25 protein-coding genes are annotated in these 25,681 nt (G+C 56.8%); 15 read left to right on the top strand and 10 right to left on the bottom strand.

Going from position 1 to position 25,681, the window contains the following annotated elements:
- Positions 1–30: 30 nt before the first annotated feature.
- The 3 genes from AC5YUO_RS22340 to AC5YUO_RS22330 all read right to left on the bottom strand — a co-directional run bounded on the left by AC5YUO_RS22340 (position 31) and on the right by AC5YUO_RS22330 (position 2,830).
- Positions 31–732 (bottom strand): L,D-transpeptidase, encoded by a 702-nt coding sequence (locus AC5YUO_RS22340; RefSeq protein ID WP_496155255.1) that lies wholly within the window; start codon positions 730–732, stop codon positions 31–33.
- Positions 733–800: 68 nt separating this feature from the next.
- Positions 801–2,171: an ATP-binding protein gene (locus AC5YUO_RS22335; RefSeq protein ID WP_496155254.1), complete on the bottom strand. Its 1,371-nt coding sequence runs from the start codon at positions 2,169–2,171 to the stop codon at positions 801–803.
- Positions 2,171–2,830 (bottom strand): response regulator, encoded by a 660-nt coding sequence (locus tag AC5YUO_RS22330; RefSeq protein ID WP_496155253.1) that lies wholly within the window; start codon positions 2,828–2,830, stop codon positions 2,171–2,173. Before AC5YUO_RS22330 ends, AC5YUO_RS22335 begins: the two co-directional genes overlap by 1 nt.
- Before the next feature lie 116 nt (positions 2,831–2,946).
- Between AC5YUO_RS22330 and dsbD the strand changes: the two genes are divergently transcribed.
- The gene (gene dsbD, locus AC5YUO_RS22325) at positions 2,947–4,767 is read left to right on the top strand and encodes a protein-disulfide reductase DsbD (RefSeq protein WP_496155252.1); all 1,821 of its coding nucleotides are present in this window, start codon (positions 2,947–2,949) and stop codon (positions 4,765–4,767) included.
- Positions 4,768–4,829: 62 nt separating this feature from the next.
- The gene (locus AC5YUO_RS22320) at positions 4,830–5,438 is read left to right on the top strand and encodes a DsbA family protein (protein WP_496155251.1); all 609 of its coding nucleotides are present in this window, start codon (positions 4,830–4,832) and stop codon (positions 5,436–5,438) included.
- Between the two features lie 58 nt (positions 5,439–5,496).
- Here the strand turns inward: AC5YUO_RS22320 and AC5YUO_RS22315 are convergent, their stop codons facing one another.
- Positions 5,497–6,042 carry a MarR family winged helix-turn-helix transcriptional regulator gene (locus AC5YUO_RS22315; RefSeq protein WP_496155250.1) on the bottom strand — a complete coding sequence of 182 codons (546 nt, stop codon included), beginning with the start codon at positions 6,040–6,042 and terminating at the stop codon, positions 5,497–5,499.
- A 149-nt stretch (positions 6,043–6,191) separates the two neighbouring features.
- Between AC5YUO_RS22315 and AC5YUO_RS22310 the strand changes: the two genes are divergently transcribed.
- The 3 genes from AC5YUO_RS22310 to AC5YUO_RS22300 are packed head-to-tail and all read left to right on the top strand — an operon-like array spanning position 6,192 to position 8,364.
- Positions 6,192–6,527 (top strand): cupin domain-containing protein, encoded by a 336-nt coding sequence (locus AC5YUO_RS22310; protein ID WP_496155249.1) that lies wholly within the window; start codon positions 6,192–6,194, stop codon positions 6,525–6,527.
- 27 nt (positions 6,528–6,554) lie between these two features.
- Positions 6,555–6,959, top strand: coding sequence for a VOC family protein (locus AC5YUO_RS22305; protein WP_496155248.1), 405 nt, complete (start codon positions 6,555–6,557; stop codon positions 6,957–6,959).
- A gap of 40 nt (positions 6,960–6,999) precedes the next feature.
- Positions 7,000–8,364, top strand: coding sequence for a S41 family peptidase (locus AC5YUO_RS22300; protein ID WP_496155247.1), 1,365 nt, complete (start codon positions 7,000–7,002; stop codon positions 8,362–8,364).
- A gap of 139 nt (positions 8,365–8,503) precedes the next feature.
- On the opposite strand, the gene AC5YUO_RS22295 is transcribed toward AC5YUO_RS22300, so the two are convergent.
- A complete protein-coding gene (locus AC5YUO_RS22295) occupies positions 8,504–9,367 on the bottom strand; it encodes a LysR family transcriptional regulator (protein ID WP_496155246.1) in 864 nt (287 codons plus the stop codon).
- 135 nt (positions 9,368–9,502) lie between these two features.
- Between AC5YUO_RS22295 and AC5YUO_RS22290 the strand changes: the two genes are divergently transcribed.
- From AC5YUO_RS22290 to AC5YUO_RS22270, 5 genes are all read left to right on the top strand, one after another.
- A complete protein-coding gene (locus AC5YUO_RS22290) occupies positions 9,503–11,191 on the top strand; it encodes a choline dehydrogenase (protein ID WP_496155245.1) in 1,689 nt (562 codons plus the stop codon).
- Entirely contained in the window at positions 11,169–11,486 is a 318-nt protein-coding gene (locus AC5YUO_RS22285; protein ID WP_496155244.1) for a cupin domain-containing protein, read from the top strand. Before AC5YUO_RS22290 ends, AC5YUO_RS22285 begins: the two co-directional genes overlap by 23 nt.
- 44 nt (positions 11,487–11,530) lie before the next feature.
- Positions 11,531–13,003 (top strand): betaine-aldehyde dehydrogenase, encoded by a 1,473-nt coding sequence (betB, locus tag AC5YUO_RS22280; RefSeq protein WP_496156547.1) that lies wholly within the window; start codon positions 11,531–11,533, stop codon positions 13,001–13,003.
- Between the two features lie 71 nt (positions 13,004–13,074).
- Entirely contained in the window at positions 13,075–14,076 is a 1,002-nt protein-coding gene (locus AC5YUO_RS22275; RefSeq protein WP_496155243.1) for an ABC transporter substrate-binding protein, read from the top strand.
- Positions 14,077–14,133: 57 nt separating this feature from the next.
- On the top strand, positions 14,134–14,409 hold the full coding sequence (locus tag AC5YUO_RS22270; protein WP_496155242.1) for a hypothetical protein: 276 nt from the start codon (positions 14,134–14,136) through the stop codon (positions 14,407–14,409).
- Positions 14,410–14,468: 59 nt separating this feature from the next.
- On the opposite strand, the gene AC5YUO_RS22265 is transcribed toward AC5YUO_RS22270, so the two are convergent.
- From AC5YUO_RS22265 to AC5YUO_RS22245, 5 genes are all read right to left on the bottom strand, one after another.
- Complete coding sequence (locus tag AC5YUO_RS22265; RefSeq protein WP_496155241.1) at positions 14,469–15,260, bottom strand: hypothetical protein; 792 nt, start codon at positions 15,258–15,260, stop codon at positions 14,469–14,471.
- A 21-nt stretch (positions 15,261–15,281) separates the two neighbouring features.
- The gene (locus tag AC5YUO_RS22260) at positions 15,282–16,412 is read right to left on the bottom strand and encodes an FAD-binding oxidoreductase (protein ID WP_496155240.1); all 1,131 of its coding nucleotides are present in this window, start codon (positions 16,410–16,412) and stop codon (positions 15,282–15,284) included.
- Positions 16,409–17,656 (bottom strand): aromatic ring-hydroxylating oxygenase subunit alpha, encoded by a 1,248-nt coding sequence (locus AC5YUO_RS22255; protein ID WP_496155239.1) that lies wholly within the window; start codon positions 17,654–17,656, stop codon positions 16,409–16,411. Before AC5YUO_RS22255 ends, AC5YUO_RS22260 begins: the two co-directional genes overlap by 4 nt.
- Before the next feature lie 176 nt (positions 17,657–17,832).
- Entirely contained in the window at positions 17,833–18,720 is an 888-nt protein-coding gene (locus AC5YUO_RS22250; protein ID WP_496155238.1) for a LysR substrate-binding domain-containing protein, read from the bottom strand.
- Positions 18,721–18,882: 162 nt separating this feature from the next.
- Positions 18,883–19,635, bottom strand: a complete 753-nt coding sequence (locus AC5YUO_RS22245) for an SDR family NAD(P)-dependent oxidoreductase (RefSeq protein ID WP_496155237.1) — start codon at positions 19,633–19,635, stop codon at positions 18,883–18,885.
- 349 nt (positions 19,636–19,984) lie between these two features.
- Between AC5YUO_RS22245 and AC5YUO_RS22240 the strand changes: the two genes are divergently transcribed.
- From AC5YUO_RS22240 to AC5YUO_RS22220, 5 genes are all read left to right on the top strand, one after another.
- Positions 19,985–20,827: a glycine betaine ABC transporter substrate-binding protein gene (locus tag AC5YUO_RS22240; protein WP_496155236.1), complete on the top strand. Its 843-nt coding sequence runs from the start codon at positions 19,985–19,987 to the stop codon at positions 20,825–20,827.
- Between the two features lie 212 nt (positions 20,828–21,039).
- Complete coding sequence (locus tag AC5YUO_RS22235) at positions 21,040–22,131, top strand: quaternary amine ABC transporter ATP-binding protein (protein WP_496155235.1); 1,092 nt, start codon at positions 21,040–21,042, stop codon at positions 22,129–22,131.
- 26 nt (positions 22,132–22,157) lie between these two features.
- Complete coding sequence (locus AC5YUO_RS22230; protein ID WP_496155234.1) at positions 22,158–23,003, top strand: ABC transporter permease; 846 nt, start codon at positions 22,158–22,160, stop codon at positions 23,001–23,003.
- Positions 23,003–23,845, top strand: coding sequence for an ABC transporter permease (locus AC5YUO_RS22225; protein WP_496156546.1), 843 nt, complete (start codon positions 23,003–23,005; stop codon positions 23,843–23,845). The genes AC5YUO_RS22230 and AC5YUO_RS22225 overlap by 1 nt, the downstream gene beginning before the upstream one ends.
- A gap of 451 nt (positions 23,846–24,296) precedes the next feature.
- A complete protein-coding gene (locus AC5YUO_RS22220; RefSeq protein ID WP_496155233.1) occupies positions 24,297–25,670 on the top strand; it encodes an NAD(P)/FAD-dependent oxidoreductase in 1,374 nt (457 codons plus the stop codon).
- Positions 25,671–25,681: the final 11 nt, after the last annotated feature.

The following is a 25,681-nucleotide window of genomic DNA, read 5'->3' as shown; positions in this document are numbered from 1 at the left end:
TGCAGCTCATACGTGGGAAGCGGCTCTACCCTATCCCTGTACAATGATCCGGGCACCGGGCTTTACCCGGTTGTAAAGGTCGATGATATCCTGATTCAAAAGGCGAATGCAGCCAGCCGATACGGCCTTGCCGATTGAGCCTGGATCATTCGTGCCGTGGACACGATAATATGTGTCCTTGCCATCCTTATGCATATACAGTGCCCGAGCACCCATCGGGTTCGACGGGCCGCCATCGACTCCATCCTTGTTCGGACCGTAATGCGCGGGGTTCCTTGCGACCATGTCGGGTGTTGGGATCCACCGAGGCCAGGCAGCTTTTCTCGCAATAATCGCGTCGCCACCATCGAAGGCGCGCGCAACAGGGCCGACACCAACGGCATATCGGATCGCCTTATTGCCGGATTGAATCAGATAAAGGAAACGTGCTCGTTGATCGACGATGATCGTACCGGGCTTTTCGTCGGTAGCGTAGCTGACGACCTGCCGCACGAACTCGGGATTCATTTTTCCGGTATTAACGCCGGCGATATGAAAACCGGCATCAGTTTTTTCGCCATACATAAGCATTGGGTCGGTTCCGACCGGGGCTTCCTCCCGATCTTCGACATGCTCATCGGAAGGGCGCGGTGCAACACCGGGAAGACGGTCGGCATTACTCGCGCAAGCGGTGAGGAAAATTGTCAACGCGACGGCCATCGGCCTGCGAGGAGAAACAATTGGACGAATCATGGGAGCCTACTGGAACTGGTTGAAGCCTACAAACCTGGCTGAAGCTCCAACCTTAAGGCTGCCTTAAATCATAGTCCCGACCACTCCTGCGGCAGAATGAGCGTCACGATGAAACCGGAATCATCCTGGCGAAAGTCAAGTCCGCCGCCGAGCTTTCGCATCGCCATGTGGACAATCGCCAGGCCGAGGCCGCTGCCCTCGCCATGGGCCGAATGTCCTCGCTTGAACCGTTCCCTGACAGTAGCCTGATCTTCGGGATGTATGCCCTGCCCTTGATCCTTCACCTCGATTTCGACCTTGGGGCCTTTCTTCAGTGCACTAATCTCAACGCTTGAGCCTTCCGGCGAATACTGAATCGCATTCTCAATCACGTTGCGCAGGGCCAGACGCAGGAGATTCACGTTTCTCGAGATAACCATTTCATCCGGATGCAGGCAAAGCATCACGGAGATGGCACGCCTGCTGCTCTGGGCTTCAAGATCGGAACGGATGTCCTCCATTATCCCCGCAAGCCGCACCGTCTCGATCCCGTCGCCGCGATCCGCCGAATCGACGAGCGCCAGATCGATAAGCTGGCGGACAAGACGCCCGGTCCGGTCAACGCTCGTCGAAATATGCGCCAGCGCCTTGTCCCTGACATCATCCTCTTTGCTCCGCAGCGCCACCTGAGCCTGGGTCTTCAATCCGGCAAGCGGGGTCTTCAATTCGTGGGCGGCATAGGCGATAAACGTCTTCTCACGCTCACGGGCTGCTTCCACCCGCAGGAAGAGGGAATTCAGCGATCTGAGCAATGGCCTGATTTCGCTGGGCGTATCCCGGTTTTCTATGGCGTGCAGTTCATCTGCGGACCTCAACCCCAGCGACATGGCGATCCTGTTGAGTGGTCCCAGCCCTTGTCCGACACTCAGCCAGATCAGCACCGCAAGGATCGGCAAAATGGCAACGGCCGGAACGAGCTGCCCCTTGACCACATCGGCAACCAGCCTGTCGCGTATCTCCAGACTGTCGCCCACAAGAACACGGGCATTGAGGTTCGGGTTCACAACCGCAAAGACACGCCAACGCACCCCATCGACAGTGGTTTCGCTAAACCCGTCGCGATTGTCTGTAAGCGATTCACGCGGCGCACTTTCCGACCGGCTGACAAGTTGCCCCTGAAGCGACCAGATTTGGCAGGAAAGCTGCCGTCGGTAGTCCCCCTGGAGGTCGAACGGCGAGGCGGCGTCGCTGGCTTTCGTATCGTCCACGGCGGCAGCCACGTCGATATGGTGATCCGTGAGGAGCGAGCTGACCATGCGGGCGGCTTCCATCAGTCGCGCGTCCAGCACCCGCTCGACCTGATGCTGCACGCTGAAATAGGTCCACATACCGGCAAGCAGCCAGAGTGCTCCCGTCGTCGCCAGAAGGATCGCAAACAGCCGCAACCGGATCGAACGCATCAGAGCATCCCCAATCTATAGCCAACGCCGCGCACCGTTTCGATGGCGGCACTTCCAAGTTTGGCGCGCAGCTTATGCACATGTACCTCGATCGTATTGCTCTCCACATCCTCCTGCCAGCCGTAGAGACGCTCTTCCAATGCCTGTTTGGAGTGAATTGTCTGGGGACTTTCCATGAGCGCATGAAGGATCGAGAACTCCCGGCGCGACAGGATTATGGTCGACCCATCCCGAAGAACCTGCATCGAAGCGGGGTCCAGCGTCAGTCCCCGCAGACTGATCTGCGCACTCGCCCGTCCGGCGGCGCGGCGCGTGATCGCCCGCAGACGGGCGGCAACCTCATCCAGATCGAAAGGTTTGCCAAGATAGTCGTCGGCACCCGCATCCAAACCATCGATGCGGTCTCCAACCTCATCCTTGGCCGTCAGGAGCAGGACGGGGATCCGGTTTCCGCTGCGACGTAAGCCGTTCAGGACATCCAGCCCGGAACCATCCGGAAGCATTCGATCAAGAACGACCGCGTCGAAATTATCCGTTTCCAGCGCCTCCGATGCATCGGCAGCCGTTGTCACGCCATCCGCGACAAAACCGCTCAACTTCAAACCTTCCCGTAACCCATCGAGCAGGATCGGATCATCTTCGACAATGAGAATTCGCAATCACGCCTCCGCAAGCGGCCCATCCAGTTTTGCCATGCGCGCCCCAGCTTAAGCCTGCCTTAAGGTGCCGGCGAGATCAGTCCCGGCATGGAAGAATACATGAAGGGATATGCCGGATGCGCATATTGGCGTTCACATTTGTGATTCTGGCGCTTTTCAGGGTCGTCTCCCCGGCTTCCGCGCTGGAAACACCACTTGGCATGGACGAGGCGTTCAAGGCAACGGTCGAACAGGGAAACGACGGCCGAGCCATCATTCGCTGGGCGATCAATGACGGCTATTATCTCTACCGTGATTATCTGAGCGCAGAAGACGAGGACGGCCGCAAACTGGAAATCCAATCCCTCCCCGGCGAGGTGAAAGAGGACCCCAGTTTCGGCTTTACCGAGATTTACTACAAGACCGCAACGGCATCGATCGCCGAAGCACCGGCAAAATTCCGCCTTACCTATCAGGGTTGCCAGGACAAGGGCCTCTGCTATCCGCCGACCACCAAAACGGTCGATATGGCAAGCCTGACCGTGAGCGCTGAAGGTCTGTTTGCCCAAAATAGCTTCGCTGCAGCCGCGCAGGCTTCGGCCGATGCCTCAACAGGCCCCACACAGGAAAGATTTTCACTGGCGGAAGATCACGCGCAGACGGCGGTCGATCTGCTGCTGGCGGATGGCGGATTGATCCTGCTTCTTGCCGGATTTCTTGGCTTCGGATTACTGCTGGCCTTCACCCCATGCGTTTTTCCAATGTATCCGATCGTTGCGGCCATGCTCGCCCGGGAAGGGGAAAGACTGACCGCACGACGCGGCTTCCTGTTGTCCCTGTCTTATGCGCTTGCGCTCGCATCCGCCTTCGGGCTGATGGGAATGGTCGCCGCATGGTCAGGACAAAACCTCCAGATCGCCCTGCAATCAACCTATGCCGTAGCCGCGATATCCATTCTGTTCGTTGTCCTCGCACTCGCAAATTTCGGCCTTTTCCACATTCAGCTTCCCGCCGTGATCTCGGCCCGGTTTGCGAAATCACCGCGAGGCGCGAGCACGATTCCGGGCGCGATGCTGCTCGGCTTTTCCTCGGCATTGCTCATCGGACCTTGCGTCACGGCTCCCTTGGCAGGTGCGCTTCTTTATATTGCCCGCACCGGCGATGTCGTCATCGGCGCCGCCGCGCTATTTGCCCTTGGACTGGGCAAGGGGATTCCACTTGTCATCATGGCTACCGCAAGCGGCAAGGCTCTGCCGAAAGCAGGGCTGTGGATGGAAAAAGTGCGCCAGATTTTCGGCTTCATTTTTCTGGCCACCGCACTTTGGCTGGCAACACCGCTCATGCCGGAACGGCTGACATTGCTTGGATGGGCAATACTTGCCCTTTCCTTCGGCGTTTTTGCTTTCGGTGCGGGCGCCGGCGATCCAAAGTCCGGTGTGAGCGTGCTTTCTCGCACGACAGGTCTTGCATCCATCATCTGGGCAATTCTGATCTTCGTCGGTCTCGGCATCGGTGCAACGGATCCGCTCTCTCCCCTGAAGCCGCTGCATTCCGCCAGCGGCTCCGGATCGCTCGCATCGATAAAGAAAAGCGACTTCCAGAAGATTTCCTCCATCGCGGGCCTGGGGTCCCGGCTCGACAGCGCAACGCCACAGGAACCGACACTCCTCTATGTGACAGCGGACTGGTGCGTGACCTGCCGCACGATCGAGCGGTCACTTCTGACCGCACCCGATGTGGTTGACGTATTGAAGGAAATGAACCTCGTTAGTCTGGACCTGACTGAACTGGACGCGAATAAGCAGGCGTTGCTTTCGACATTGAAGGTGGTCGGTCCGCCCACGATGGTTTTTCTCGACAGCAACCGAAAGGAGCCAGAAGCAACACGGCTGATCGGCGAATTCTCGGCCGCAGATCTGGCAGCATCGGCTCGCAGGGCACAGGGATCGCCTCCGTGAACGGCGTCGCGATCAATCCTGCCGCATTGCCGGTATCCAATAATCCAACAAGGAGAATTCTGGTGTTTTCACGACGCAATTTCATGGCCGGCGGATTGGCGGCTTTTAGCGGAGCGCTGGTGTCTGCAGGAGACGGTTTCGCGCAGCAGATCAGCACGGACGAGGTGTTCTTCGACAGGGACGCACCCGTGCTTGGAAATCCCAGGGGCAAGGTTACGATTGTCGAATATTTCGATTATCAATGCCCCTACTGCAAGACCTCACATGCCATGGTGAAAAAGGTTGTCGCAAATGACGGCGACATCAGGCTTGTTTTGAAGGACTGGCCGATCTTCGGCGGTGCATCCGTCTTCGCGGCACAGGCGGTATTGGGGGCCGCCCAGATCGGCAAATATGAAATCGCCATGGAAGCGCTGATGAAAACAAAAGCGCGTATTTCCGAAAGCGATGTTGAAAATGCCCTGACCGGCGCGGGGTTGGCGATGAAAGACATCGCCGCGGCGGTGAACAGAAACAACAGGAAAATCTCCGCGCTGCTCGATCGAAACTATCGCCAAGCGCTCGCCTTCAACTTTGTCGGCACGCCATCCTTCGTCATCGGCAAGACGATCTATCCCGGTGTTCTGGATGAGAAAGGCCTCAAGGCCGCCATTAAACAAGCCCGGTCATAATTTACCGACAGCGCGAGCCAGCGACACGTTCTGGCTCTCGGCAAAATCCCCCTGGGGACTACAATCGGGTATCGATATCCAATACCAGCTTTTTCAGCAGCGCGGCGAGGTTGGCGCGCTCCTCCGGATTGAGGCCCTGCAGAAAACCCAGCTCATTCGCCATGTCTTCACGAAACGCCTTTTCCGCCAGCTCGATACCGGCCGGCAGAAGGCATACAATGACGCTGCGCCCATCCAGATTCGATTTTCTGCGCTCGATAAGGCCAGACTTTTCCAATCGATCAAGCCGATGCGTCAGACCGCCTGACGAGAGCATCAGCGTCGTGTACATTTCCGTTGGCGTCAGTTGGTAAGGCGGCCCTGCCCGGCGCAAAGTCGCGACGACATCGAACTCCCCGCGGTCAAGGCCGAAGCGGGCAAAGGTTGCCTCGATGGACGGCGCCACAAGATTACTGAGCCGTTTGGCCCGGCCGAAGATGGCCATGGGTTCCGTATCGATATCCGGCACTTCCCGCGCCCATTGGCCACGGAGACGGTCGACATGATCTTCTCCGTCAGCTTCGATCGGCCCCTGCGCCGTCACATCCGGCCTCGTCTGCTTCATTTCACCACCCCATCACCAATCTGGAAAACCATATACGGCTTCGCCCGCTCCGTGAATATATCTTTGCGAGAAGATAAATATCTTGACGAGAAGATAAATTGGACATATATCTTCTCGCGAAGATAGTTCTGCCTCAGGGAGGAGATCAGATGTTTTCAGTCCGTCGCCATCAGGAACCGAAACCGGGCGAAAGCCGAACGGTACGTTACGAAGGGTGCGAATACGGAAGTGCCGTGTCCATCTTTCTCGTCAATGTCGATCCGGGTCGCGGCCCTGCTCTGCATGTCCACCCCTATGCCGAGACCTGGGTCGTCCGCAAAGGCGAGGCCGAGTTCACCATCGGCGAGCATCGGACGCGCGGCGCGTCGGGGGATATCGTCGTGGGGCCTGCCAATATACCCCATCGCTTCGAGAATATCGGCGCTGACCCACTGGAGGTCATCTGCATCCATCCGAGTGAGATATTCCAGCAGACTTTCCTGTAACCCCGCTTAAACATGAGGAGAAAGACAATGACCAAGACGATTTTCCTGAACCTGCCGGTGAAAGATCTGGCTGTTTCGACCGCCTTCTATCAGGCTATCGGTTGCGTGAAGAACGAAGAGTTCTCAAATGAGGACGCGAGCTCTATGGTGTGGTCGGACACGATCACGTTCCAGCTTCTTCAGCACGACTACTATAAGTCCTTTACTGCCAAGCCGATCGCCGACGCCCATGCGACAAACGGCATGCTGATCGCCCTTTCGCGCGACAGCCGCGAAGAGGTCAATGCCATGGTTGAGGCCGCGGCAAAAGCGGGCGGTCAAGCGGATGTGCGGGAGCCTCAGGATCTGGGCTTCATGTATCTTCGGACCTTCGCCGACCCCGATGGCCACGTCTTCGAACCCGCCTACATGGATTTGAGCAACCATAGCTGACGTCATCATTTGCGGGCGTGAGAAATAAAGGATTATTGCCATGGGAAATACCTCACATCGCAACCTGGTCCCTTGCTTTCTCGCAATCCTGCTTTTGCCCCTGACAGGTCATGCCGGCGAGATCCCGTTGACGCCCCGGCAGATGCGGGAGGACCTATCGGTGCTGAAGCAGCAATGGGCTCCGCTGGATAAAAGCTTCAGCCCGGATCAACGGCAAGCATTCGAGCGTCACGTCACGTCCATCGAAAGCACGATCGGGCAATTGACTGCCGAAGCCTTCGCGATGGAGATCATGCGATCCGTGGCGATTGCCCGAAACGGGCACACGAATGCCAATATCGGCGCTTTTCTGGGCGGCGATCTGCCCATTCGTGTGTGGTCGTTTGCCGATGGCCTGTACGTTGTAAAAGCCCATCCGGACTATGCCCGTCTGCTCGGTGCGCGTGTGGAAAAGATCGGCTCCTTGACCGCCGCGGAGGCCGAAAAACGGCTCAAGCCTTATCTTGCCGGAACGGATCAGAGAATCCGCTTCCTCGGCCCCGGCTATCTAGTGACGCCCCGGGTGCTCCAGCATATAGGCGCCGTCGACAGCACCACGAAAACCCCGCTGACGCTCGATCTCGGGCACGGTATCCTGGAAACGGTGTATTTACCGATGGGAGGGGAAGACCCGGGCGATGAGCGCAGGATGGGACTGAACAGAGGCTATTCGGTCCTCATTCCGGATGCGGACAAGATGGCAGGACGCTGGCCGCATGTGCTCGACCCGTTAAAGACAAGACCTCGCCTGTACAGCAGGCGGGGCGATGTGACAGCGTCTTTTCTGGATGACGACAGGACCACGCTCTACATCAGAAACGATACAGCCCGCAGTATTGACGACACGTCACTGGTCGAAAAATTCGCCGGCATCATCCACAGGGACATCCTGCCTTTCCAACCGAGGCACATCGTTGTCGATCTTCGTCTCAACAATGGCGGCGACTTCTTCAACAGCATTCTCTTCGCACAGGCCCTGCCACGGCTTCTGCCCCACCGAGGCCGGATTTCCGTCCTGGTCGGACGCGCGACCTTCTCCGCAGGTATCGTCACCGCTGCCCTGATAAAGGGAAGCGGTGGCGAGAAGGTATCCCTGATCGGCGAAAGAATGGGAGACGGTGGTCAATTCTGGGCAGAAGGCGATAAGATAACATTGCCGAACTCACGGATAAGCGTCCGCTACAGTTCCGAATTCGAGGATTACGAGCAAGGGTGCAACGATGTCCGCACATGTTACTGGGCAACCGTCGCATTTGGACCCCGCAATATCTCTCTTGCACCCGACATCTCTGTCGATCCCAGCTTCAGCGACTATGTGGGCGGCCGGGATCCGGTGCTGGAAAAGGCATTGGAGTTTGCACGCTAGGCCCAACCGAGTAGCAGCTTCCGCGTAACGGAGATCAACTGGCAGGCGCATTGAACCGTACCGGTGTGGGTGTAGGTCCCTGCCCGCACCGTTGGTGCATTATGCCAGGCTCCTCAACGCGGTCAGGTGTTTGTGATTCCTACGTCGCGAGTTGAACGCCCAAAAGCTTCATGACCGATGACTTGACCTGTTGCGCGGCCTTGGAGATGCCGTCCTCCCGTTCAACAAGCTGGATACAGCTCACTGGAAGCTCGGGGAGGCCCGCTTCCCGTGGCAGCACCATGAAGCCCGGGGGAACCGTCCCCTCTGCCATGACGGTAATCGCCGTGCCGGAGCTCACTGCGCTTTTGATGACCTCCCCGCTTCCAGTGGTGACCACCTCCCGATATGGCATGCCCTTCTCGCGAAGCAATTCGATTGTGGCCGCACGAAACGCGCATCCTTCGGCATAGAACGCCATGGGCAACGGTCTCTTCTTGTCATACACATACTCGCTCGACGAAACCCAGACGAGTTTCGGCCGGCGAAGTATTGTAGAATGCCTCTTGGTATTCGGAAGTGTGACGATTGCGAGGTCCAGCTTGCGTGATTCCAGGAGCTTCTCAAGCTTTACGCTCATAGAGCAGGTCACGTTCAATTCGATCCCCGGAAATGACTCGTCCATCACCCGCATCAATCGCGACAGAAAAGCCTCACCGTAGTCTTCTGCGACGCCGAAATTGACAGTGCCCGCCAGCTTGCCGTTTCGCAAAAAATCCAGCAGCGCATCGTGACGATCGAGCAATCCTTGCACGTGGGGCAGCAGTTCCCGACCCGCTGCGCTCAGCTCCACAAGATGGTAGCTCCGTTCGAACAGCTTGCGGCCGATACCGTCTTCCAGGGCTTTTATCCGCAACGATACGGTTGCCTGCGAACAGGCGAGCTTTTCACCTGCTCTGGAAAAGCTCCTTTCGGACGCTACCGTGAGGAAGGATTTCAGCAGTCTGATATCCAGGTCAATCACTATTAAAATCCTCAATACTGCCTATAAAGACTTCTCATTTTACCAATCCCAATACGTCAGTCTAGTCTTCAGGTGTCGCAATGGATTGCCCGTTGGAGAGCGTGACGTTGCTGTCCTGTAATATGGAGAACCGCATTGAGAACCTTCCGCGCCGAAGGATACGACTTCATCATAGTTGGCGCAGGCACGGCGGGGTGCGTTCTCGCCGGCAGGCTCAGCGAAGATGAACGCGCTTCCGTGCTGCTGCTTGAAGCAGGCCCGTCAGACAGGAGTTGGATCCTGCGCATGCCCGCCGGCCTTCGCTCCGCATTCAAGCCAACCAGCGCCTATAATTATTGGTTCAAGACCACACCTCAGGCCAATCTGGACAATCGCGAGATCGACCAGCCGCGTGGCCGTGTGCTTGGCGGTTCGTCCTCGATTAACGGCATGACATTCCTGCGTGGCAACCCATTGGATTTCGACAATTGGCGCGATCAGGACGGCTGCGAAGGGTGGGGATATAGGGACTGCCTTCCCTACTTCAAACGCTTCGAACGTCTCGAAAACGCTGCAGGCCCCTTTCGATCATCTGAAGGGGTGGTCCGCGTGAAGAAGCAGCGGCACCTAGGCGCCCTAAACCAGGCATTTCTGGATGCGGGACGACAAGCAGGCCACCAGGAAACCATGGATTTCAATGGGTTCCGTCAGGAAGGCGTCGGCAAATTCGAGATGAGCGTCGGCGACGGCGTGAGGTCCAGCTCGTCGAATTCATACCTGCGTCCGCAGCCGGCACGAAAGAACCTCCATGTACAGACCGGGTGCCAGGTGCTGAAGATACTCTTCGAGGGGTGTCGGTCCATTGGCGTTCGCGTCAAACGCGGGTCGGAAATCACCGACGTCTTCGCATCGCAGGAGGTCATCCTGAGTTCCGGCTCCTTCGGCAGCCCCCAGACCCTTATGCTTTCCGGGGTCGGCCCCGCTGATGACCTTCGTCGGCTGGGAATCCGGCCCATTCTCGACGTCCCAATGCTTGGGCAGAATTTACAGGACCACTTTGAGACCCACATCCAGGTCGAATCCGATCTGAGACATAGCCTCAACCAATATCTCCGGCCAGACAAGATGGTTTCGGCAGGCATACAATGGTTCCTCCTCAAGAAAGGACCGGCCGCCGTAAATCAATGCCATGTCGGCGCGTTCCTTCGAAGCGATGCCACGACCAGCCATCCCAACCTCCAGATTCATTTCTTCCCGGTATTCTTCGGCGCGAACTGGATTCCCGATGCGCGGATCGGCGGCTACCGGCTCGGGGTCGGACCGATGCGCCCGGAGAGCCGCGGGACGGTTCGCCTGCGCTCGGCGGATCCTTCTCAACCGCCACTCATTGATCCGAACTATCTGAATACCGAACGTGATCGACACGAAACGTTGCAGGGATTGAAGATGGGTCGCGAAATCCTGGCGCAACCCGCCTTCGCGCCCTACCGGAAACGCGAGGACGCGCCTGGTGCACGCTGTGTCACGGATGCCGACCTAGAAGCCTTCATCCGGCAAGATGTCTCCAGCTCCTTCCATCCCTGTGGAACCGCTCGCATGGGCCGCGCGAATGACCCTCGATCGGTCGTTGATCTCGACCTGCGAGTGATCGGTGCGGAGCGGCTGCGCATCGTCGACGCGTCGGTCATTCCTTCCATTCCGAGCGCAAATATCAACGCGGCCACCTTCATGATTGCGGAGAAGGCTTCAGACATCATCCGCGGCCTGAAGCCGCTCGCACCCTTGGACGTCCCCTATTTCAAAGCTCAAACGGAGGTCCACCATGACCGTGCAGTTGGATCGTAACTTCGCCACCGACCGCGTAAGGCGGGAGAGAGCAACACAGGATACCAAGCTGGAGACGGCTTCCTGGACAAGATGGGAAGCGGTCGGCCCGGCGCCGTTCGAAATCCACTACGAACGCCCGGTCTCATTTTTCGTCGCCGCCGGCCGGGCCGAAATCGCATTCAGTGACGGGTCCAGGCTCGACATTCAGCCCGACGACTTCGTCACCATTACCCCTGACATCAAGGGCGTGTGGACCATCATAGAGCCGATCGCGAACCTCTACATGTACCACGACACCAGGAGCGGGGTCTGACCCCACGTGAAAGCCGCAGACAGGATTAAGGGATGACCAGCTCCATGAGAACCGAAGCGCAGCCGAAAGCCTCGCATTTCATCGACGGGGTGTATGTCGAAGACACCGCCGGCACTGTCATCGAAAGCATTTTCCCGGCCACCGGTGAAGTGATCGCAAGACTGCATGCGGCAACGCCCGCCATCGTCGAGCGCGCCATCGCCTCGGCCAAACGCGCCCAGAAGGAATGGGCGGCGATGAGCCCCATGGCGCGCGGCCGCATCCTCAAACGCGCCGCCGATATCATGCGCGAGCGCAACGATGCGCTTTCGACGCTGGAAACGCTGGATACCGGCAAGCCCATTCAGGAAACCATCGTCGCCGACCCGACATCAGGCGCGGATGCCTTCGAGTTTTTTGGTGGCATCGCGCCTTCGGCTTTGAATGGCGACTATATCCCGCTCGGTGGCGATTTCGCCTATACCAAGCGCGTGCCGCTCGGTGTCTGCGTCGGCATCGGCGCGTGGAACTATCCGCAGCAGATCGCCTGCTGGAAGGCGGCACCCGCGCTGGTCGCCGGCAACGCCATGGTCTTCAAGCCCTCGGAAAACACCCCGCTCGGCGCCTTGAAGATTGCCGAAATCCTGATCGAGGCCGGCCTGCCCAAAGGCCTGTTCAACGTCATTCAGGGTGATCGCGATACCGGGCCGCTGCTCGTCAACCACCCGGATGTGGCGAAGGTCTCGCTTACCGGCTCGGTCCCGACCGGCCGCAAGGTGGCCGCCGCCGCTGCCGGACATCTGAAGCATGTGACCATGGAACTCGGCGGCAAGTCGCCGCTGATCGTTTTCGACGACGCCGATATCGAAAGCGCTGTCGGCGGGGCGATGCTCGGTAACTTCTATTCCTCCGGTCAGGTCTGCTCCAACGGCACCCGTGTCTTCGTGCAGAAAAAGGCCAAGGACCGTTTCCTCGACAACCTGAAGCGCCGCACCGAAGCGATGATCCTTGGCGATCCGCTCGACTACGCCACCCATCTCGGCCCGCTGGTCTCCAAGGCCCAGCAGGAGAAGGTTCTTGCCTATATCGAAAAGGGCAAGGCGGAGGGTGCGACGCTGGTGACCGGCGGCGGCATTCCCAACAATGTCTCGGGTGAGGGCGCCTATGTGCAGCCGACCGTTTTTGCGGATGTGACGGACGGGATGACCATAGCCCGCGAGGAAATCTTCGGGCCGGTCATGTGCGTGCTGGATTTCGACGATGAGGACGAGGTTCTCGCCCGCGCCAACGCCACCGAATTCGGGCTGGCCGGCGGCGTCTTCACCGCCGATCTCGCCCGCGCCCATCGCGTGGTCGATCAGTTGGAGGCGGGCACGTTGTGGATCAACACCTATAATCTCTGCCCGGTGGAAATCCCCTTTGGCGGTTCCAAGCAGTCCGGCTTCGGGCGGGAGAATTCGGCGGCGGCGCTGGAGCATTATCGCGAGTTGAAGACGGTTTATGTCGGCCTGGGACCGGTGCAAACGCCTTATTATTGACCTCGAACGCGGTGGGAAGCAGCGGCGCTCCCAATCGTGACCATCGTGCCGCCAATGAAAAGGGAACTGACATGAACAAACTTCTAGCATCCACCGCATTGACGCTGGGTCTGCTCGCCAGCGCTTCGTTCACACAGGCTGCGGAATGCGGAAACCTGACGATCGCCAGCATGTCCTGGCAGAGCGCCGAGGTTCTGTCCAACCTCGACAAGGTAATCCTTGAGGAAGGGTATGGATGTCAGGCCGAAATCACGGTCGGCGACGCCGTGCCGACGATGACCTCAATGTCGGAGAAGGCTCAGCCGGACATCGCACCCGAGGCCTGGGTAGACCTTCTTCCGGAGGTGATCAAGCACGGAGAGGAAGCTGGAAACATCGAAAAGGTCGGCTCTCCCCTACCCGAAGGTGGTATTCAGGGCTGGTGGATTCCCCAATACCTTGCCGACAAGCATCCAGACATCAAGACGATCGCAGATGCCCTGAAGCATCCGGAACTATTCCCCGACACGGAAGATTCGAGCAAGGGCGCTATCATCAACGGTCCCCAGGGCTGGGGTGGTACGATCGTTACCGCCAATCTGTTCAAGGCCTACGGGGCGGAAAAGGCCGGCTTCAAACTGGTCGATAGCGGCTCCGCGGCCGGGTTGGACGGCGCGATCGCGAAGGCCTACGAACGCAAGCAGGGTTTCCTAAGTTATTATTGGTCGCCAACGTCGCTCCTTGGCAAATACAAGCTGGTGAAGCTTGAACATGGCGCCTCCTACGACGCTGCGGAATGGAAGCGTTGCAATACTGTCGCCGACTGCGCCGACCCCAGGAAAAATGACTGGCCGCGCGACACCATCGTCACGCTCGTCGCAAAGCCCTTCGCAGAGCGGGCCGGGCCGGAGGTCATGGACTACCTCAAGAAGCGCTCATGGTCGAACGACACCGTCAACAAGCTCATGGCGTGGATGACCGACAACCAGGCCACCGGCGAGGACGGGGCCAAGCATTTCCTCAAGGAAAACGAGGACCTGTGGATCAAATGGGTCTCGCCCGAGGCGGCTGAAAAGATCAAGGCCTCCCTGTGACATCTGCGCGGCGCCGTAGGATCGGCGCCCCTCCTGCAGCGTCATCCTGATCTGGTGGTGATCGCGACGGACGGAATCGCGCAGAACCCCACACTGGAACAGGGTGACGATCTGGTCACGTCGAGCTGGGATATCATCGCCGGGGCCATAAAGCTGGAAGGCCCCGTGCGCCTGTATGACGACGGCGCAGCGCACAGCGGCATGACTGCCGGCGAGATAATTGCTCGCGCCGGGGTGGAGCTGGAGATTGTCTCTCCCGAGAGAATGTTTGCGCCTGAGATCGGCGGGTCAAACTTCACCTCGTACGCACGGCTATCCGAAGCGCAGGCATAAGCTCAGTTCCGCGTCCGAGCGACCGACAGCGGGTCATGCTCTCGGATTCGCACCTCAATCTAGAGGTTAGGATTTTCCCAAAGCCCGGCAGATGCCAGGCGTTTGAGAGCCTCTTCTACGCTTACTCGACGATAACTCTCCGTTACCAAGCCATTTACCTTTAAGGCCTCGCGCATCGCCCGAACACGCGGTCTGTCCTCCTCCGTCAGATCGTTCTCGCGCTCTCTGATCCAGTGAAGGAAAGCGTCGTCGGCCTCTTTGATCGGCTTGCCGGTCGCTGATGAAACTCGGTTGACGCTCAGTTCTGCCAGCGGCCTCAACGTTTGAGTGGGGTTGAATTCTGTGCGCTTGTCATTGCCGGAAATGGTGAGATCTGCGTCCGCTGTCCTGCCGGATGGGCTGTAAACGAATGCGGATGCAATGCGATCGAAGGCGGCATCCTCTTCCTTTGGGCGATGAACAACATCCCGCATCGGCCGGTCCGGCACGGCCAATCTCGTGATGCCTCGATCGTTGATCGCGTCGAGAATCTCACGGTGGTCGTCAGTCTTCAGAATAACTTCCCGCCGCGCTGGCCAGAAATCGTAATGAGCATGAGCCCCGCGCCCCTTCCCAATATGGAAGGCGAAGATTTCCGGATAGACAGTAACGGCGGTACGACGCGATGGTTTGATATCGTAAAATGCCGTCATGGCCAGCTGCAGCAAGTGGGTAGCCCCGATCCCGCCGAAGGTTTCATCGATGACCAGACCAAATCGATCGTGGTCGTGCCAGCCCGGGAACACGTCTTCGAGCGTTGCAGGTTGGCCGTTGATAGCCGCGTCGAACATGTTTCCTTTGAAAAGTGCCATTACATGCATCTAACCGTTCCCTTATTCTTCAATCTCGATGTCGGAGAGCGGCTTCGCACAACATGCGAGAATGTAACCCTCCTCGATCTCGTCGTCGGTGATGCCGCCGTTATGGTCCATCGCGACTTCGCCACTGGTTTTCTTCACTCTGCAGGTCCCACAAAGCCCCATCCCGCAGACTGAGGATATATTCACTCCGTTACGGTGTGCGACGTCTAGAACGGTTTCGTCCGCTCTTGCTACGTCCTCTACGCCGGAAGACCGAAAGCATAGAAGGTGTGAACTATCCGCCAGGCCTTCTGGTTCTGGAACCTTCGATTCCCGTTCCTTGATCGGGAGATTGACGTTACCAGGTGAAGCAAAAGTAAAAGCCTCTTGATGGAAATGCCCCATGGAAAACCCTCGCTGAGCTACCATAGTTTCTGCATTTGCCATGAAGGTTTCCGGGCCGCAGCAAAAAATCTCGCGATCCAGATAATCGGGCACGAGGCTCTCAAGCTTAGCAATGTCCAGACGCCCTGTTAAACCTTCCCAGTCGGACGCTCCCCTGCCGACCAAAAGACCCAGCATGAGACCCGGCAATATCCTCGACGCCGACGCAAGCTCTTCCCGGAAGATTATGTCTTGCGGGCTGCGGGCACAGTGCACAAACGCAACGTCCGCATTCGCAGCCACGTCGGATAGCCAACGCAACATCGACATCATCGGGGTAATCCCAGATCCTGCAGACAGAAAGAGAAGTTGCGGTCGCTGGCACCGCTCCAGTGTGAAATTTCCGGCGGGGCCGATTGCCCTGACGAGGCTCCCCGGAAGGAGGTTTTCGAACATCCAGCGCGTACCGACACTGTCGGACTGTGCCTTTACAGTCAGTGATAGCGTCATGGGTCTCGATGGAGACGATGCGATCGTGTAGGTCCGCAAAAGCAGCCCGCCCGGAACGGACAACTCCAGGGTAAGAAATTGCCCGGCCGTATACTTGAAAATCGCCGGATGCTCGGGTTGAAATACGAACGTTTTTACGTTCGGTGCCTCGTCAACAACATTCACAACGCGTAGTTTCGAGGCAGCTCCTGTCCAAATCTCGTTTGTTGCGGGTGGACAAGCGGGAAAGAGCGCCACCTCCTCCTTTGCAACCTTAGCTACCGAATTCATGCGACGCTCCGAAGGGGAGTGTCCGCCTTGCCTTCGAGACGCGGCTTCATCGTGTCGGCGTACCAGTTAACGAACTGCATCACCCCGCCTTCAATTTCCTCAGAGTACGGGCCTGGCTGGTAGGCAGCAGACTGAATGCCAGCGGCATTATCCTCCACGACGCGGCGATCCTCGTCATTGGTTTGGATCCAAACATGGGTCAGCCGATCGACATCGTAGTCAACGCCCTCGACCGCGTCTTTGTGAACAAGCCACTTGGTCGTGACAGCGGTCTCCGTTGGGCTGATTGGCAACACGCGGAAAGTGACCGCATGATCGGTGAGGAAGTGGTTCCAGCTCGATGGGTAGTGATAAAAGAGGAGCGCGCCCAGATGACCCGCAACGCTGGCCTCCGAGAGTGGTTTCGCCACGGCAGCTTTGCCGTCCATAGTATAGCTGACAGCGTCGCCGAGCATCGGCTGCCGGGTGGTCCGGAATTGACCCGATGGATTTGCTTTAAATTGGCTTGCGATGCCAGCCGTTTCACACCGTGTCCAAAGCTCGGCAACGTCCGGATCCACTCTCTCGCCTGCCAAGCCTACCGCGCTGGAATTTTCCGGGAAACTCCTCAGCAATTCAGGATGGTTGGCCGCGCAATGATAACATTCACGGTTATTCTCCCAGACAAGCTTCCAGTTACCCTTCTCGATAATCGTAGACTCATGAGCAATCTTGGCATCCTTCAGACGGTGAATGCCGAGATAGGGGACGATGTGATCGCGAACCAGATCGAAATTGCTCGGGTTCTCAGAGAGACAGATGAAAATTGCGTTCTCGACCACCTCGCAGGCAACCTGTCTTAGAGGGTATTGCGTCTTGTCAAAATCTGGACCCATTTGGCGAGCGAACAGAAGTTGCCCGTCGAGACCATAAGTCCACTGGTGATACGGACAGACCAGCCGAGCGGAAGTCCCCCTCTCACTCTTGCAGATCTTGCTGCCTCGGTGCCTGCAGGTGTTATGCATGGCGCGAACCGAACCATCTGCATTGCGGACGATCATGATCGGATATTCGCCGATTTGGAGGGTGATGTAGCTGCCAGTTTTAGGCAATTCGCAGAGATGTCCGGCGAAGAGCCATTCGCGATACCAGATATGCTCGAGATCCAGCTTGAAGATGTCTGGGTCGGTGTAAAATGCCCCTTCCAGAGAAAATCCGGGATCCCGGCTCTCCAGCAGTTTCAACATATAGGCTTCGGTAACCATCGGTGCCTCTTCGGGGAACGAGCGGGTGGAGCGCGCTTGCCGCCGGGCTTGGATCGCCGCAGCTGCGTAATCGCTGACAGCATCGTTGTAGCATCGCCTCGTTCGTCCAGTATCGCGCAATAAACTCATGGAGCCTTGAGTTTATTGCAGAATCCTTCGTTGGCGGAGGCGCGCAATTACGCCTTTATCGGCTTTGCTTGCTCTAATATCCACTCTTTCAGAATGACCGCTGCAGGCGACAGTGGTTTCCGCTCATTCCATGCAAGGCAGAAGCCGACAGGATCTGGCATGGACAGATTGGTGATCCGCGCAAGTCTTCCCTTCTCAATCAAAGGACGGACCAGCGAATCCCAGCCTAACCCAACGCCTTGGTTTGCCTCTGCGGCGCTGAGCATTACGGATAGTTGCCCGAAACGTTGGCCTCGAAGCCCCTGATGCGGAACAGCTTGCGCCTGCAAAAACTCTAGCCATCGTGGCCAGTCGAGATTGACCCAATCCATGTCAAGCAATGGAAGATCCGGCAGATCAGAAGGAGTGACGTCGCGATGCCTTTTTGCGAATTCGGTCCCGCATACCGGATATATGAGATCGTCGAACAGCATTTCCGTGCGTTCATTCGGCCAAACGCCCGAGGCGGGCCTCACGAACAGATCTACCTCCGCATTGCGCATGTCCCGGACATGCTCGGAGATCAGATGATTGACGCTGATATGAGGATACCGAGACCAAAAATCTTGCATTCGTGGCATCAGCCAGAATGTCGCGAAACCATCAGTGCATGCGAATGTTACCTTGGCGCGTCGCTGATCCAACTTCACAGCTTGGATCGCGCTCGAACAGCGTGAAAAGCTTGCGGCGACTTCAGCAAACAGGTCTTGAGCAGATGGCGTGAGCTGGACGCCATTCTTCTCTCGGACAAAGAGTTTCACCCCCAGCCCGTCTTCCAGCGCCTTGACCTGTCGGCTGACCGCTCCCACCGTTACGTTTAATTCGTCTGCCGCGCGAGAAAAGTTCAAGTTGCGTGCGGCAGCTTCGAAAACCGCCAGCGTCGTTAAAGGTGGCAACCCGTAATATTTCCGGACTATCTCGGCCTCCTTTTAGCTCACGCCTGATCTCAGTTGCTTGACATGCATCTGCAATCTTGAGAAATGCTATTACCTAAGCTTCTGTGCGGAATGTATTAATCCGTCCAGATAAAGTGCCAAGGCGCATCTCTCTTTCGGCTCCTAACGGATATAGCTTCCACCATTAACATCAATGGTAGCGCCATTTATCGACATCTGAGACGGTTGTAGTGCAAATGTGACGATCTCCGCGACCTCCTGAGGGTCCGCCATCCGTCTAATCGGGATATCTCCAGTCGCGGCCTCTTCTCCAACCCGGTCCAACAAGCCTTCTACCATCTCCGTCCGAACCCATCCGGGTGCGACAGCCACCGAGACGATACCATGCTCGCCGAATGAGCGGGCAAGCGATCGGCTTAAGTTGATGAGTGCGGCTTTTGAAGCGCCATAAGGCATTGCATCTGCCGCATAACCACGCTGTCCTGCCCGACTTGCAATATTGATAATCCGCCCGCCCTTGCGTGCGATAAAATGCTGGACGGCTTCCTTGCACAGATCCGCGGCAGCAAAGAAGTTTACGCGAAACTCTCGCTCCCAGATTGAGGCCCAGGTCTCCGGGTCGGCATCGACTGTCACTTCGGATCGTATTCCAGCGTTGTTTACAAGTGCATAGATATCACCCGCCTCACGCTCCGCTCTCTGCCAAAGCGCGCGGGCCTCTGATTGAATGGTGAGGTCAGCATGCACGACTGCGCCGTTGCCAGAAATCTCTTCAAGGAGCGCCTCGGCATCCTTTTTCTTTCGACCATAGTGTATGATCGGTCTCGCCCCCTGAGCCGCAAGAAGCTTAACCAATGGTCGACCGATGCCGCCTGTGGCGCCAGTCACTAGTATAGATTTACCCACGAGCGTCATCAATGCACCTCCGCCTTGATTATCATTTACGAGATTGTCACAACACGTTATTTTTGTTGGATTTCTTTGCACTCTACCATAGAGTTCCAGGCTGAAACAGCGCGTCCAGTTTGGGTTATACATAAACTGATTTTATCAAAGCGCCGCATTTTTCGGCCTATCGCACTTCTGCAAACTGATTAAGCTTAACGTGCCAAAGGGAGATCGGGAGATGGCCCAAGGCCCCGGCACAGGCCGGACGTTCATGCATTAGCGTTGCTCCATTGATGATAGGAGACTGTTAATTTCTTCCTGCATTCAAAATGCAGCAGCGACCAAGCCAAACGCTTCGAAAGAAAAGGGGAATCAGATGAAAAATATACTGAAATTTGTAGCCGCTGCCGCCATGGCGACATTGGCTTGGATGCCTGCTCAAGCCCAGGAGAAGACCGTTAAGATCGGAACGATGGGCTGGGAAGATGAGATGGCAATCACCCTGGTGACCAAGAAGTTCCTTGAAAAGCAGGGATACAAGGTCGAGGTCACGGAGTTCTCCGAATGGGGCATCGCATTTGCTGCGTTGGAGAACAAGGATGTGGACGTGATGGCGGCGCTGCCGGATTACGTAACGTCTGACTATTGGGAAAAAAACCGCAAGAAACTTGAAAAGGTCTCCGTCGTTTCTTTCGGCAACTATCAGACCCTTGCGGTCCCTTCATACATGAACATTGACTCGATCGATCAGCTGAACACGATCAGCGATCAGGTCGGCGGCAAGATCATCGGTATCGAGCCTGGATCAGGCATCATGCGCGACGCAGCGAAAGCTGTCGACGAGTACAAGCTGAACTATCAGATTATTGAAGGCAGCACCGCGGCGATGGTGGCCCAGTTGCAGTCGGCAATTGATCGCAAGGAGCCGATCGTCACGATGTTGTGGGATCCGTCCTGGATGATGCACAAGTTTGACGTGAAGTTCCTCAAGGACCCCAAGAAGGTTTTTGCGCCATATCAGTCTTATTATTGGGTTGCCAACAAGGGATTCTCCGCAGAGAATCCAGAACTGCGGGCGAATATTGCCACGGTATTCCTGCCAATCGGCGATATCGGCCAGATGTGCATCGAGATGGCCGACGGCAAAACCGCCGAGCAGGCAGCCGACAATTGGTGGAAGGCGAACGCCTCCGTTGTTGAGAAGTGGTCCATTCAATAAAGGCAATGGTTAGAGGGCTCAGCGCAGCGTTTTGCTGCGCTGAGCCTCCGACGTATAGCGCATCGACGTTCCCGAGAGTAAGCTTTTGCTGAGCAAAAACTGGGGTCTTCTTGAGCCCCTGCCCCGACGGATCGCGCTCATCGGCTGGCAACTGCAAGACCGCAACACTCGACGATGGCTCGACTGGCGGCGCAAATACAAAGAGCAAAATTATGTACGCAAGCACATCACAGGAAACCCAGCCGCTGCTTAAGTGTCACGGCGTTTGGAAGATCTTTGGAGATAAATCTTCTAAAGCTATCGCCGCGATCTCGGAGCGTGGCGCCAGCAAAGCGGATATACTGAAGGAGTTCGGCTGTGTGGTCGGTGTCAGCGATGTGAGCCTTTCACTTCAGCAGGGTGAAATTTTCTGCATCATGGGCCTTTCGGGCAGCGGAAAGTCGACGCTGATCCGCATGTTTAATCGCCTCATCGAGCCCACCCTCGGACAAGTATTCTACCGAGGCACGGATCTGGGCGCGATGTCGCCGCAGCAACTGCGTCAGACGCGTGCTCGCAACGTCGGCATGGTTTTTCAAAGTGTAGCGCTCTTGCCGCATCGCACGGTGCTCGAAAACGTGGCGTTTGGGCTTGAAGTTCAAAAGGTAGAAAAGAATAAACGCAAGCAGCTGGCGCAAACAGCTCTTGCAAAGGTTGGTCTCGCTGATTGGGCAGACCGATACCCAAGTGAATTGTCGGGTGGCATGCAACAGCGCGTGGGGTTGTCCAGGGCCTTGGCTGCCGATCCCGAGGTTATCCTGATGGATGAGCCTTTTAGTGCTCTTGATCCTCTCATCAGACGTCAGCTCCAAGACGAGTTTCGGGACCTATCTAAATCGCTCGGTAAGTCCGCCATCTTCATCACTCACGATCTGGACGAGGCCATTCGCATCGGCGATCGAATTGCAATAATGAAAGACGGTGCCATCATTCAAGTTGGTACTGCCGAGGAAATCGTGCTCAATCCTGCCGATGCTTACGTGTCGGACTTTGTGGCAGGCATCTCGCGGCTGCACCTGGTGAAGGCGCATTCAATGATGCACCCCGTCGACGCTTATCGTAGCGCCAACCCGACCGTCGATTTTGCTAGCCTTGTCCAGGTTCCTCCTGATGCGGACGTGGACCAACTCATCAAGATCAACCTCGACAACAAGCAAGACGGCATCGCCGTAGTGGATGACGGGAAAGTCGTAGGAATAGTGACGACCCGGAGCCTTTTGCAAGGCGTCAAGGGACGAGCACCAGACGAAGCTCTTGCGCTTTAACTCAGTTGATTGTGGGGATAGAGACGATGGATACCGTCAACTGGACTTCAAATATAGACGACGCCATCGAAGCGGGTTTGGATTGGCTAAAAATATACGGCGAAGGCTTTTTTGGTACGTTTAGCCTCATACTCAAGTCGCTCTTCGGTGCGTTGTCGTGGAGTTTGCTGACACCGGGCTTCTATGTGATCATCCTGATCATTGGTCTGCTGGGTTGGTTTGCAGTGAGCTTGCGTTTCGCATTGCTTGCGATGGCTGGTTTATTGCTTTGCTTTTACATGGGTCTCTGGAAGGAAACCATGCAAACGCTGGCTCTCGTTGTCGCCGCAAGCACTATGGCACTTGCCATTGCGATACCGATTGGTGTTGTTGCGGGGTTCAGGCCCAAATTTTTGAGCGCCTTATCACCGATCCTTGATCTGGTGCAGACGCTTCCTCCTTATATCTATCTCCTGCCTGCGATCGCTCTGCTGGGGTTCGGGCCACAAACCGCGTTGGCGGCCACCGTTATCGTTGCGATCCCACCGGCACTTCGACTAACCGCTTTGGGTATCAGCCTTACGCCGTTGAGCTACTTGGAGCTGGGGCAGGCCTCTGGTTGCACTTCGATGGAGTCCTTCTTCAAGCTGCGGCTGCCCTATGCAATGCCGAGCATTATGGCAGGCATAAACCAGTGCCTTATGCTGGCGTTCGGGATGGTGGTCATCGCTGGTATCGTTGGATCGGGTGGCTTGGGGACGGCAATCTACAACTCAGTCCGCAAGCTTGACATCGCACACTCGATCGATGCCGCGATCGCGATCGTAATTCTGACCATGATCATCGATCGCATCACCCAGGCAGCAGCAAAAGAAAAAGCTGGAGCAGTATGATGGAACCGTCTTTTACAATCTCCCCTGGCTCCTATGTGGCACCCGCTATAAGCTGGCTCAATTCGAATGCCCATTTCATTTTCCGCGCTATCACGACCGCTGTCGAGGCGATACTTTCCGTGGTGCAGGATACCCTAACCGCACTTCCCCCCTTTGCTCTTATCGCGGTCGCCGTTGCTCTAACAACGCTTCTTGCGAAATGGAGGATTGGTGCTCTGACCCTCGCAGCGCTTGGCTTTTGCTGGGCGATGGGCCTTTGGCAAAAATCCATGGAAAGCCTGTCGCTGGTGATCGTTTCGGTGATCATCTCCGTCGCAATCGCCTTTCCTTTGGGAGTTTGGGCAGCAAGGAGCTACTCAGTCAGATCTGCACTTCGCCCCGTTCTCGACATCATGCAGACGGTACCCCCGTGGGTTTATCTCATCCCTGCCGTTATATTCTTCAGCCTTGGCCGGACACCCGCACTGATTGCGACTGTCATCTATGGCGTCCCTCCGATGCTGCGCTTTACAACACTTGCTCTTATGCAGGTGCCAACACCCTTCTTGGAACTTGGAAAGGCTGTAGGCGCGACCAGGGCGACAGTGCTCTGGAAAATTGAGCTTCCTTTGGCGAAGCCCACGCTTCTCGTTGGGCTGAACCAGTGTATCCTCCTCTCCTTGTCAATGGTTGTTCTCGCCGGACTGGTTGGGGCAGGTGGCCTTGGCGGTGAGGTTACGCGAGGTCTGACCAGAATGCAGCTTGGACTTGGTCTGCGGTCCGGCCTGTGCATCGTTGCAATCGCATTGTTGCTTGATCGGCTATCGCATGCGACACTCACTCGATCGCCAAAGCGCAGCTAGAAACGCTTCGAACAGAACATTCATAACACATTCAACGCCGTGTGATCCTCACACGGCGTTTTGGTTTGGGGACGACGGCTGTTCGGTAGAGCCGAGAGACCAATTAGGCTCATGCACCACCCGTTTCGCAGGTGACTGATCAGCCGCCAGCCGTGCAAGACGCCGTCCACAGTCGGACGCCGCCACGGCGCCCTACCCCCGTTCTCCCTCGCATCGGCGTGACCATAGCAGCGACCCGGTTGATCCCGCGCCTCCCTTCAGCAAACGTCAGAGAAGTTCCGTGAACACATAAACTCATTTTATCAAAGGCGCGAAAAAATGCCGTTGCTCTTGACGAGTTTTTACTCATCAAAACCCAACAACCATAATAATGTAGTCATCATGAAGGGCTGACGCAGGCAACTGGCTTTACAGTCTTTAACCCGATCCATTTTATCGAAAGCGGCACATCATGGGGCTTCACGAAGTTAACAAAACCGAGCCATCACCGACGACTCAGAAAGTCGTAAAAATTGAAAAATTTCCAGCTGAGATCAGCGTCAGCGGGTGGTTTGCCACGTTGCCGGATGTCAACCTCACGCCCTCCCTCAAGGGACGGGTCGAAGCCGACTGGCTGATCATCGGAGGCGGCTGGTTCGGGATAAACGCAGCTCGCCGCATCGCCGAACTGCGTGGTCAGGACAGTGTTGTTCTGCTCGACGCAGGCGCCATCGGAAACAATGCGGCTGGTCGTTGCGCAGGCTACGCCATCGACCTTGCCCACAACCCACGCAATGCAAATTTTGCCGAAGACGAGCAAGGCAACATTGATGAACGCGACATCAACGTTGAAGGCATCAAGTACCTCCGCGACGGTGTCCAGCGATACAATATCCAGTGCGATTGGAGTGAAGAGGGGAAAACACACGCGGCCGTGACCGGTCGTGGCGAAGCCTGCCTCACCACCTTCGCCCAGGCCCTCGATCGCATTGGCGTGAAGTACGACTGGTATGACAAGGCGCGGATGCGCGAAATGGTGGGCAGCAAATACTACACTCGTGGCCTGCACACCCCAGGAACGGTGTTGCTGCAGCCGGCAGCGATGCTTCGGGGTATTGCGGCGAACCTGGGCAACAACGCCACCGTTTACGAAAATACTCCTGTGGTTGAAATCCGTTACGGTAGCCCGCGCCATGTCGTCAAGACAGCTAACGGCGAAGTCCATGCCAAAAACGTCATTCTGGCGAACAATGGCTTCATCAGCCAGTTCGGCTTCTATGAAAACAGCCCAATCCCGGTCTACACCTATGCCAGCATGACCCGTCCGCTGACGGAAAGCGAAATGGCGAAGATCGGCGGCCGCAACACCTGGGGTCTCATTCCTGCAGAAAGTTTTGGAACAACCGTTCGCAGGACCGCCGATAATCGCCTGTTTATCCGAAACATCTACGATTACGCCGATGATTTTCACACCACCCAGCCTCAGTTGGAGCGTGCGAAGCGGAGCCATCAGAAGTCGTTCGATAGACGCTTTCCGGAAATCTCCCACATCGGTTTCGAACATACCTGGGGCGGCGCGCTGAGCCTGGCACAGAACGGCGGAACGGTCTTCGGCAAGCTGGGTGACCGCGTGTTCGGTGCGGCCTTCTGCAACGGTACCGGCGTGTCCAAGGGCGCCATATTCGGCAAGTCGATTGCGGAACTTGCATGCGGTCAGGACAGCAAAGCGATCCGGATTCTCAAGAATAAGGCACGACCAAGCCGCGCTTATCCCAAGCTCATCACGTCGCTGGGCGTGAAATGGTCCACCCGATACCGGCTGTGGAAGGCCGGACTCGAAGTCTAAGCAGCCAGATC

The sequence above is a fragment of the Agrobacterium sp. LEGMi-208b genome, assembly GCF_059511785.1.
Note: the sequence above shows the minus strand (reverse complement) of the source record. Positions and strands in the feature narration are given on the sequence as shown.

Coding starts and splice junctions, on each gene's coding strand:
- AC5YUO_RS22245 (WP_496155237.1), bottom strand. CDS start 19,635: ATGACGCTCGTGGGTAAATCTATACTAGTGACTGGCGCCACAGGCGGC.
- AC5YUO_RS22300 (WP_496155247.1), top strand. CDS start 7,000: ATGGGAAATACCTCACATCGCAACCTGGTCCCTTGCTTTCTCGCAATC.
- AC5YUO_RS22220 (WP_496155233.1), top strand. CDS start 24,297: ATGGGGCTTCACGAAGTTAACAAAACCGAGCCATCACCGACGACTCAG.
- AC5YUO_RS22335 (WP_496155254.1), bottom strand. CDS start 2,171: ATGCGTTCGATCCGGTTGCGGCTGTTTGCGATCCTTCTGGCGACGACG.
- AC5YUO_RS22310 (WP_496155249.1), top strand. CDS start 6,192: ATGTTTTCAGTCCGTCGCCATCAGGAACCGAAACCGGGCGAAAGCCGA.
- AC5YUO_RS22235 (WP_496155235.1), top strand. CDS start 21,040: ATGTACGCAAGCACATCACAGGAAACCCAGCCGCTGCTTAAGTGTCAC.
- AC5YUO_RS22275 (WP_496155243.1), top strand. CDS start 13,075: ATGAACAAACTTCTAGCATCCACCGCATTGACGCTGGGTCTGCTCGCC.
- AC5YUO_RS22305 (WP_496155248.1), top strand. CDS start 6,555: ATGACCAAGACGATTTTCCTGAACCTGCCGGTGAAAGATCTGGCTGTT.
- AC5YUO_RS22240 (WP_496155236.1), top strand. CDS start 19,985: ATGAAAAATATACTGAAATTTGTAGCCGCTGCCGCCATGGCGACATTG.
- AC5YUO_RS22260 (WP_496155240.1), bottom strand. CDS start 16,412: ATGAATTCGGTAGCTAAGGTTGCAAAGGAGGAGGTGGCGCTCTTTCCC.
- AC5YUO_RS22285 (WP_496155244.1), top strand. CDS start 11,169: ATGACCGTGCAGTTGGATCGTAACTTCGCCACCGACCGCGTAAGGCGG.
- AC5YUO_RS22225 (WP_496156546.1), top strand. CDS start 23,003: ATGGAACCGTCTTTTACAATCTCCCCTGGCTCCTATGTGGCACCCGCT.
- AC5YUO_RS22265 (WP_496155241.1), bottom strand. CDS start 15,260: ATGGCACTTTTCAAAGGAAACATGTTCGACGCGGCTATCAACGGCCAA.
- AC5YUO_RS22340 (WP_496155255.1), bottom strand. CDS start 732: ATGATTCGTCCAATTGTTTCTCCTCGCAGGCCGATGGCCGTCGCGTTG.
- betB (WP_496156547.1), top strand. CDS start 11,531: ATGAGAACCGAAGCGCAGCCGAAAGCCTCGCATTTCATCGACGGGGTG.
- dsbD (WP_496155252.1), top strand. CDS start 2,947: ATGCGCATATTGGCGTTCACATTTGTGATTCTGGCGCTTTTCAGGGTC.
- AC5YUO_RS22255 (WP_496155239.1), bottom strand. CDS start 17,656: ATGGTTACCGAAGCCTATATGTTGAAACTGCTGGAGAGCCGGGATCCC.
- AC5YUO_RS22230 (WP_496155234.1), top strand. CDS start 22,158: ATGGATACCGTCAACTGGACTTCAAATATAGACGACGCCATCGAAGCG.
- AC5YUO_RS22315 (WP_496155250.1), bottom strand. CDS start 6,042: ATGAAGCAGACGAGGCCGGATGTGACGGCGCAGGGGCCGATCGAAGCT.